This is a genomic window from Haemophilus sp. HMSC066D02 (genome assembly GCF_001810545.1).
Taxonomy (GTDB): Bacteria; Pseudomonadota; Gammaproteobacteria; order Enterobacterales; family Pasteurellaceae; genus Haemophilus_D.
In genome coordinates, this window is sequence record NZ_KV801805.1 from 462,287 (window position 1) to 470,772 (window position 8,486).

Annotated in this window: 10 protein-coding genes and 1 rRNA gene; 3 read left to right on the forward strand and 8 right to left on the reverse strand. The window is 39.9% G+C overall.

Annotation, left to right across the window (positions count from 1 at the left end):
• Positions 1-7: 7 nt before the first annotated feature.
• A complete protein-coding gene (locus HMPREF2750_RS04940) occupies positions 8-826 on the reverse strand; it encodes a 5'-nucleotidase, lipoprotein e(P4) family (RefSeq protein ID WP_070582855.1) in 819 nt (272 codons plus the stop codon).
• A gap of 250 nt (positions 827-1,076) precedes the next feature.
• Between HMPREF2750_RS04940 and ftsB the strand changes: the two genes are divergently transcribed.
• From ftsB to ispF, 3 genes are read left to right on the forward strand one after another with little or no spacing between them, the layout of a single operon-like run.
• The gene (gene ftsB / locus HMPREF2750_RS04945; protein ID WP_070582857.1) at positions 1,077-1,355 is read left to right on the forward strand and encodes a cell division protein FtsB; all 279 of its coding nucleotides are present in this window, start codon (positions 1,077-1,079) and stop codon (positions 1,353-1,355) included.
• Entirely contained in the window at positions 1,355-2,038 is a 684-nt protein-coding gene (gene ispD, locus HMPREF2750_RS04950; protein ID WP_070582859.1) for a 2-C-methyl-D-erythritol 4-phosphate cytidylyltransferase, read from the forward strand. The genes ftsB and ispD overlap by 1 nt, the downstream gene beginning before the upstream one ends.
• On the forward strand, positions 2,035-2,511 hold the full coding sequence (ispF, locus tag HMPREF2750_RS04955; protein ID WP_049369923.1) for a 2-C-methyl-D-erythritol 2,4-cyclodiphosphate synthase: 477 nt from the start codon (positions 2,035-2,037) through the stop codon (positions 2,509-2,511). Before ispD ends, ispF begins: the two co-directional genes overlap by 4 nt.
• A gap of 57 nt (positions 2,512-2,568) precedes the next feature.
• On the opposite strand, the gene mscL is transcribed toward ispF, so the two are convergent.
• From mscL to rrf, 7 genes are all read right to left on the reverse strand, one after another.
• On the reverse strand, positions 2,569-2,955 hold the full coding sequence (mscL, locus tag HMPREF2750_RS04960) for a large-conductance mechanosensitive channel protein MscL (protein ID WP_049364681.1): 387 nt from the start codon (positions 2,953-2,955) through the stop codon (positions 2,569-2,571).
• Between the two features lie 78 nt (positions 2,956-3,033).
• On the reverse strand, positions 3,034-4,410 hold the full coding sequence (gene trkA, locus HMPREF2750_RS04965) for a Trk system potassium transporter TrkA (protein ID WP_070582861.1): 1,377 nt from the start codon (positions 4,408-4,410) through the stop codon (positions 3,034-3,036).
• On the reverse strand, positions 4,407-5,222 hold the full coding sequence (locus tag HMPREF2750_RS04970; RefSeq protein WP_070582863.1) for a glycosyltransferase family A protein: 816 nt from the start codon (positions 5,220-5,222) through the stop codon (positions 4,407-4,409). Before HMPREF2750_RS04970 ends, trkA begins: the two co-directional genes overlap by 4 nt.
• The gene (gene rsmB, locus HMPREF2750_RS04975) at positions 5,223-6,560 is read right to left on the reverse strand and encodes a 16S rRNA (cytosine(967)-C(5))-methyltransferase RsmB (protein WP_070582864.1); all 1,338 of its coding nucleotides are present in this window, start codon (positions 6,558-6,560) and stop codon (positions 5,223-5,225) included. It lies immediately after the preceding gene.
• On the reverse strand, positions 6,560-7,516 hold the full coding sequence (gene fmt, locus HMPREF2750_RS04980) for a methionyl-tRNA formyltransferase (protein ID WP_070582866.1): 957 nt from the start codon (positions 7,514-7,516) through the stop codon (positions 6,560-6,562). Before fmt ends, rsmB begins: the two co-directional genes overlap by 1 nt.
• A gap of 59 nt (positions 7,517-7,575) precedes the next feature.
• The gene (def, locus tag HMPREF2750_RS04985) at positions 7,576-8,085 is read right to left on the reverse strand and encodes a peptide deformylase (RefSeq protein WP_014064548.1); all 510 of its coding nucleotides are present in this window, start codon (positions 8,083-8,085) and stop codon (positions 7,576-7,578) included.
• Positions 8,086-8,207: 122 nt separating this feature from the next.
• A 5S ribosomal RNA gene (rrf, locus tag HMPREF2750_RS04990) occupies positions 8,208-8,323 on the reverse strand.
• Between the last annotated feature and the right edge of the window lie 163 nt (positions 8,324-8,486).

Here is an 8,486-nt window from a genome sequence, read left to right on the forward strand (position 1 = left end):
AAGGGAATTATTTACCATCCCAAGCTTTAACTGCATTTAAACGCGCTTTCACTTTGCTGCTTGAATCGCCTTTGAAATAATCTTTTGCTAAGCCGCCTTCAAAGCCACCGTAGTTCGGGTTAGGTAATACGATGAATGTTTTACCAAATTTCGCTTTGTTTTGTGCAACGAAATCACGACGTTCTGCATTTTGTTTACCGTAGATCGCATCACCGAAGTCATCTAGGTTATCACCCACATAAACAACGATTTCATAACCTTGTTTTTCAATTTCTTCAAAACGTGCTGCTTTTGGTGATTTATCTTTTTTCAAGTAAAACGCTGAATCTTCAACACCATTAAAACCTAAACGTTTCATGTCATCAATCGTACCTGCTTTTTCATTGATGTCTTTACGATTAGAAACATAGAACATTTTACCGCCATGGGTATTTACATAGTTATTGAATTCTACTGCACCTGGTACCACACCTGATTGACGAGCTTCTACCCAACGAGTCCAGTCTTTGCCATCAAATGGTTTATTGTTTTGAACTTGCCAACCTGCATAAGGGCTGTTATCTAACATGGTTTCATCTAAGTCCACCACAACAGCTTTTTTCTTACCTTTTTTCACTTTAGCGTGATCAAATGCCACTTTTGCCGCATTGTATGCTTGGTAAGAAAGGGCTTGGTATTCACCTGATTGTTGAATCCAGTTAAGACCTAATACCGCTTGTTGTTGAAGCTGCGCATCTGCTTCTGCACTCTTATCTTGAGTCGCACAACCGGTTAAAATAAATGCTGACATCGCTGCAATAGCGGTAAGTTTTAATGTTGTTTTCATTGATTGTTCCTTCTGTTAAAAAGTCATAATGACAGGTAAAAGTATAACAAGCCTATTTGGGCAGTGACTATGGCTTTATCAAACTTTATAACTATTTTGTGAGGCAGATCACATTTTTTATTTTTAAGTTATCCAACGAACCCAATGAAATCATTTCAAAAATCATCTTATTTTTAACCGCACTTTTTCATCGCATTTCGCTGTATTTCACGGTAAACTATCCCAAGTTTTCAGAAATAATAGGTAATTTATGCGTCTTTTCATTGGAATTTTAGTAGGTATTCTCGTGCTATTTCAGTACGATCTTTGGTTTGGTAAAAATGGCTATTTTGACTACAAAGATGTCGCCGCTCAAATCAAAGAGAATAAAGCTGAAAATGAAAAGCTCTCACAAAGAAATCAAATGATTTCAGCTGAAATTCAAGGATTAACAAAAGGTTTTGAATCCATTGAAGAACGTGCTCGCATGGGTCACGATATGGTCAAACCAAACGAAGTGTTCTATCACATCGTCAAAGAGCATAAATAATGAACCGTGAAATTATTGCCGTCATTCCTGCTGCAGGTGTTGGAAGCCGTATGCAAGCAAATAAACCTAAGCAATATCTTAAAATCCTAGACAAGACGATTCTGGAACATACTCTCTCTGTCATTCTATCCCACCCTGCTATCACTCACGTTATTCTTGCAGTAGGAAAAAATGATCCCTATCTTTCTGAAATGACTTTATTCCCTCATGAAGACATCACCCTCGTTGAAGGTGGTGAAACACGAGCAGAGTCAGTTCTAAATGGACTCAACGCGATCAAAAATAACCATGCTTGGGTGTTGGTACATGATGCTGCAAGACCTTGTTTAACACATCAAGATTTAGATAAATTGCTCCAAATCAATGATGAGCAAGGTGCTATTTTAGCTATTCCAGCGGTCGATACGATTAAACGCGCGAATAAACAACAAAATATTATTAAAACAGAAGATCGCTCAGAACTTTGGCTTGCTCAGACGCCTCAATTTTTCCGTTGCGATCTATTAAGAAATGCACTTAAACAGGGGCTTTCTCAAGGCGCCAATATTACAGATGAAGCCTCTGCGATGGAACTTGCCGGATTTCAACCGCACTTAGTTGCAGGACGAAGTGATAATATTAAAGTTACACGTCCAGAAGATTTAGCTTTAGCCGAATTTTATTTAACAAGGAAAACACTATGATACGAATTGGACATGGGTTTGATGTTCATGCCTTTGGTGAAGACCGCCCTTTAATTATTGGTGGCGTTGAAGTGCCTTACCACACTGGGTTTATTGCCCATTCTGATGGTGATGTCGCCTTACATGCCTTAACAGATGCTTTATTAGGTGCAGTAGCATTAGGTGATATTGGTAAACTCTTCCCCGATACCGATATGCAATATAAGAATGCAGATAGCCGTGTTTTATTACGAGAAGCATTCCGCCAAGTACAAGCAAAAGGCTATAAGGTCGGTAATGTGGATGTAACCATTATTGCTCAAGCCCCTAAAATGCGTCCTCATATCGATGCAATGCGAGCAAAAATTGCGGAAGATTTACATTGTGATATTGAGCAAGTCAACGTGAAAGCAACCACAACAGAAAAACTTGGCTTTACAGGCCGAAGTGAAGGCATTGCTTGCGAGGCTGTAGCATTATTATTAAAAGCTTAAATTTTAGGTAAAAAAAAGGTTGGTAAAATACCAACCTTTTTTATTTGAATTAAATTCTTATTGTTTTTTTAATAAATCGCGAATTTCAGTAAGTAATTCTTCTTGTGAAGGACCTTTTACTTCTTCTACTGGTTTTTTCACTTTGTTGATACCTTTGATCATCATGAAGATTGCGAATGCAATGATGATGAAATCAAAGACGTTTTGAATAAATACACCGTAGTTTAAGGTTACTGCTGGGGTTTCACCTACAGCTTGAGCTAACGTGATTTTCAAATCTTTGAAATCCACGCCACCAGTTAAAATACCTAATACAGGCATTACTACGTCACCGACAAGTGAACTTACGATTTTACCAAAAGCACCACCGATGATCACACCGACTGCCATATCTACTACGTTGCCGCGCATTGCGAATTCGCGGAATTCTTTAAGAAAGCTCATAAAATTTCCTTTTGTGTTGGTTTAAAAAATTAAAAGAGTGCGTATTATAGGTTTTCAGATTAAAAAGTAAACTGTTATTTAAATAAAAAATGCACTTGGTTGGAATAATTTTTCAATTTCTGACACGGATTTCTTGTCGTTAATATAAACAATCACATTATCGCCTTCTTCAATAACAACTTGACGACGAGCAATGATTACTTCATTTTTACGTAAAATTGCCGCAATCATCGCCCCTACAGGCAGCTTAATATCGCCAATTTGTCTTCCTACCACATTGGATGTTGTCGCATCGCCATGTACAACAAGTTCAATGGCTTCTGCAGTACCATGACGCAAAGAGGCCACATTTTTGATGTCCCCTTTACGTACATGGCCTAATAACGCTGAGATTGTCGCTTGTTGTGGTGAAACCGCAATATCAATGGTTCCGCCCTGAATCAAATTGATATATGCCATTCGTTGAATAAGCACCATGGCTTTTTTAGCCCCTAGACGTTTTGCTAGTAACGCCGACATTATATTGGCTTCATCATCCGCACTTAGAGATAAAAAGACATCAACGCTCTCAATATGCTCTTCAAAAAGTAAATTTTGGTCAGAAGCATCACCATGGAAAACCAGGGTTTTAGAGAGTCTTTCAGCTAAAACTTTCGCTTTTTCTCCATCGCGCTCAATGAGTTTTACTTGATACTTATCTTCTAACTGTTTTGCCACACCTGAGGCAATATTCCCGCTGCCAACGATCATGATACGTTTGTAGGTTTTCTCAAGGCGTTGCAACTCACTCATCACCGCTTTAATGTGTTCCGTCGCACAAATAAAGGTAATTTCATCGCCCGCCTCAATAATGGTCGAACCTTGCGGACGAATTAATCTATCATTACGTAAAATCGAAATGATTCGGCAATCAATGTGTGGCATATGCTCTTTAAAAGCAGATAGCGCATAACCCACTAAGGGACCACCGTAATAGGCTTTTACAACCACTATGCTAATTCGATTATTGGCAAAATGCGCCACTTGCAACGCACCTGGATAAGCAATTAAACGTGTAATCTCATCCGTAACTAAATTTTCGGGCGAAATCAGATGATCAATTGGTACGTTTTCATCATTAAATAATTTATCTTTCTCACGCAAATATTCCGCATTACGAATACGTGCAATACGTGTTGGAGTATTGAAAAGAGTATATCCCAGCTGGCAAGCAATCATATTGATTTCATCTGATGCCGTTACTGCAACCATCAAGTCTGCATCAGCGGCTCCCGCATCACGTAAAACCTTGGGTGAAGAAGGGGAACCTTTAACTACGCGTAAATCATGCTTATCTTGTAAATTCTGCAGATGTTGAGATTCATTATCTACCAGTGTGATATCGTTATCTTCACTCACTAAATTTGCCGCAAGCGTTGTGCCTACTTGCCCTGCACCTAAGATGATTATTTTCATTCTGTTCTCTCCACAACCAAAGGTCGGATACCAATTTCAGCTGAATTTAGACCGCACTTTAATGCTTCAATACGGCGACAAATGGTCGATGTTACTTGTTCAGCTTCTGCCATTTTTTCTGCGGTAATCGTTGGATCTTGTTTACCAAATAACAGCCCATCGAGTAAACGTTCTGCATGCATACCTTCACGACAAAAATGCAGAACACCTACATCTTCAAATAATGTCGCTACTTTTGCCGTTTTAGTGGTTGCAATGCCTAAAGCGCCATCTTCACCGCCGAACTCTCTGAATAATTGATGTATTGGAAATCCGCCGCAAGCTAAGAAAAAAGCTTTATTGAAAACGATATTTCCCCCGCAGGTCATGCGCATATATTGCCATGCCTGATCAAAATTAGGGTGTTCAGCATAACGTTGGGCTAAATTTATCGATTTTAATGCTAATCTCACCACCGAAGTATCTGGCTGAAAATGAAAGGTTGCCGCCGCCACTTCTAATGCTCCAGGTTCGTATGCATCATCCGCATCTAAAAATGCGACAAAATCGACCTCACTTTTAGCAGAGAGCATCGCACCCCAATTTCTAGCCATTGCGACACCACTATTTTTCGGCATTTGCTCGATAGAGATTCTGTCAGGATATTGTTCTGCAAGCTGTAAGGCTAATGCAAATGTATTATCTGTTGACGCATCATCAATCAACCAAAGGTGACCAAGATTATTTTGCTGCAACACAGACTCTACTGCACGAACAAGCGTTTGTTCAGTGTTATAGCAAGGAATGACGACATCAATTAAAGGCAAATTCATTTAAGCTGACCGTTTTCTCAATTTTGCATAATAGAACCCATCCCCGCCATTCTCTTGTGGTAAGAATTGGACTCCAATCGTATTTTCCGTTTGTTCAAACGGCAATGGCATTAATTCTGCATCGGGTCTTTCAGCTAAAAAATGCTGTATTTGCTGACTGTTCTCATCAGGAAGCACCGAGCAGGTCGCGTAAAGCAAAATACCATTAGGTTTTAATTTTGCCCAAAGCGCTTTTAGAATTTGTCCTTGCAAGGCAACCAATTGAGCAATATCCGTTTCTTGACGTAACCATTTAATATCTGGATGACGACGAATCACGCCCGTTGCTGAGCAAGGTGCATCTAATAAAATACGATCAAAGGATGCACCGCTTAAACCTATTTCCGCAAGCCACTTTTCAGGCTCGGTCGCATCGCCACAAACAACTGTCGCCTGTTGATTCAAACGGGCAAGATTTTCTTCAACACGTTTTAAGCGATAAGCCTCGACATCAAGCGCAATCACTTTCGCTTGTGGTGCCATTTCTAAAATATGCGTAGTTTTCCCACCTGGAGCCGCACAAGCATCTAAAATTAATTCATTATTTTGTGGCTCAAGCAATAAGGCCGACCATTGCGCATTGAGATCCTGAACTGTCACTGCGCCTTGTTCAAAATTCGGTAGTTTCGAGACAGAAAGCGGTTGAGCTAAGCGCAAAGCATGTGGGTTATCACATTCAAATGAGACTATCTCTTGCTCTTCCAATAAAGTGCGGTAAGTTTTCGTGTTATTTTGCTGTTGATTGATCCGTAACCACATTGGTGGCTTTTGGTTATTCGCCTCAATAATGTCACACCAATTCGGATAAGCTTTTTTGAGTTTATTCACAAACCATTCAGGATGAAGCGTTTGCCAATTTTTATCTACTACAGCAAGAATCTCTTCTTGTTCCCGTAAGAAGCGACGCAGTACACCATTAACCAAACCACGGAAACTATCCGATTTCAATGATTTTGTGGCGTTCACCACTTCATCCACTGCAGCGTGAGCCGGAATGCGCATATAAAGTAATTGGTACAATCCCACTAATAGCAAACAGTGCACGATGCGGGTTTTACCCTTCAATGGCTTATCTAATAGTTTTTTTATAATATTTTCTAAACGAGGTAATACGCGACAAATACCAAAGGTGATTTCCTGTAATAAAGGTAAATCCTGTGGTTTTACCTGCGATTGCACTTCAGGAATCAATGTTGATAAGGACTTACCCTGATCTAAAACCTGTAAAATCACTTGAGCAGCAATAGCGCGTACCGAAAGAGCAGTCGATTTTCCCGTTTTTTTGCGTTGAAATACCATTAGTTTAGAACCTTACCAACCTGGAACCAATCTGCTCGACCATTGAGGAAGTCTTGCACAGACATAGGTTTCTTGCCTGCGGGCTGAAGTTGCAATAAATTTAAAACGCCTTCTTTCGTGGCAATTTGGATACCTTTTTTATCGACACTTAAAATCGTCCCAGCTGGTTTATCCACATGTGGCAACACGGCAGCAGCATAAATTTTTAGGGTTTGTTCATTACCTTGCTCATCAGTTAACTGTAGGAAACTAATCGGCCAAGGATTAAATGCGCGAATATTGCGTTCAAGCTGGGCTGCCGATAGCGACCAATCTAATTTAGCCTCTTCTTTAGAAAGTTTCTCTGCATAGTTACTTTGGCTATCATCTTGTTTTTCTGCAATGAATTTCCCTTCTTCCAAATGATCCAAAACATCAATCAATGCAGCTGGCGCAATTTCAGCTAATTTATGGTAAAGCGAGGCTGAGGTTTCTTGCGCATCAATATCGCAATACACTTTGTGTAACATATTACCAGTATCTAAGCCTGCATCCATTTGCATAATCGTCACACCAGTTTGTTGATCTCCTGCCCAAATAGACCGCTGAATAGGTGCAGCACCACGCCAACGTGGCAAGAGAGAACCATGCACATTTAGACAACCTAAACGAGGCATATCTAACACTGCTTGAGGCAAAATCAAACCATAAGCGACAACAACCATTACATCGGCATTTAACGCTTTAAGCTCTGCTTGCGCGTCTTCTTTACGTAAGGATTTTGGTTGATAAACAGGAATTTGATGCTGTTCTGCTAATTGCTTTACAGGACTCGCCTGTAACTTTTTACCGCGGCCAGCCGGTTTATCTGGCTGCGTATAAACAGCAATAATATTGTGATGAGAATTTAAAAGTGCAGCAAGATGCTGTGCTGCGAAGTCCGGTGTACCGGCAAAGATGATATTCAATGGTTTCATAATGTTCTACGTTATGGCGTTGATAGGAAAAGTGCGGTCATTTTATACCGCACTTTTGATTATTGTTTTGCAATTTGCTTTTTGTATTTCACTAATTTTTCTTTGATACGTTGACGTTTCAACGGTGAAAGATAATCCACAAATAAAATACCGTTCAAATGATCGATCTCATGCTGAATACAAATTGCCAATAAACCATCTGCATCAAGCGTAAATTCTTTTCCATGACGATCTAACGCTTTTACCGTGACTTTTTCTTTACGAGGCACTAAAGCACGAAATCCAGGAATAGATAAACAACCTTCTTCAATGCCTGTTTCACCTTCAGAAGCCAAAATTTCTGGATTGATCAACACTAATTGATTTTGTTTGTCACCTTCAATATCAATCGTAATAATACGCTGTAAGATATCTACCTGTGGAGCGGCAAGACCAATCCCTTCTTCTTGGTACATCGTATCAAACATATCATCTACAATTTTACGAATGTCATCATTGACTTCGACAACTGGCTCACAAACAACCTTAAGGTGATCATCTGGATAAATTAATACATTAAGTGCGGTCATATTTTCTCTTGTTTTATTAAAATTACGGCGGTGATTGTATCATAGAATCAACGCTTTGCTAAAATATTGAAAACTCCATAAACAAAAACCCCAAGCCATTCAGCTCGGGGTTCACATTCAGTACCTGGCGGTGTCCTACTCTCACATGGGGAAGCCCCACACTACCATCGGCGCATCGGCGTTTCACTTCTGAGTTCGGTATGGGGTCAGGTGGGACCACCGCTCTATCGCCGCCAGGATTATTCCTTTAATAACTTTTCTCTACTCTGCTCTCACTATCTCTAGTGCTCACAACCAAACAAGCTGATTAAACCTAAAAACTTTCTCTTTCGTCTTTGAGTTTTTTTATTTTAGTCTTACAACCTCAAAAACCCTTGAGCGTTGTATAGTTAAGCCTCTCG

Coding starts and splice junctions, on each gene's coding strand:
- def (WP_014064548.1), bottom strand. CDS start 8,085: ATGACCGCACTTAATGTATTAATTTATCCAGATGATCACCTTAAGGTT.
- rsmB (WP_070582864.1), bottom strand. CDS start 6,560: ATGGTATTTCAACGCAAAAAAACGGGAAAATCGACTGCTCTTTCGGTA.
- HMPREF2750_RS04940 (WP_070582855.1), bottom strand. CDS start 826: ATGAAAACAACATTAAAACTTACCGCTATTGCAGCGATGTCAGCATTT.
- ispD (WP_070582859.1), top strand. CDS start 1,355: ATGAACCGTGAAATTATTGCCGTCATTCCTGCTGCAGGTGTTGGAAGC.
- HMPREF2750_RS04970 (WP_070582863.1), bottom strand. CDS start 5,222: ATGAATTTGCCTTTAATTGATGTCGTCATTCCTTGCTATAACACTGAA.
- ispF (WP_049369923.1), top strand. CDS start 2,035: ATGATACGAATTGGACATGGGTTTGATGTTCATGCCTTTGGTGAAGAC.
- trkA (WP_070582861.1), bottom strand. CDS start 4,410: ATGAAAATAATCATCTTAGGTGCAGGGCAAGTAGGCACAACGCTTGCG.
- ftsB (WP_070582857.1), top strand. CDS start 1,077: ATGCGTCTTTTCATTGGAATTTTAGTAGGTATTCTCGTGCTATTTCAG.
- mscL (WP_049364681.1), bottom strand. CDS start 2,955: ATGAGCTTTCTTAAAGAATTCCGCGAATTCGCAATGCGCGGCAACGTA.
- fmt (WP_070582866.1), bottom strand. CDS start 7,516: ATGAAACCATTGAATATCATCTTTGCCGGTACACCGGACTTCGCAGCA.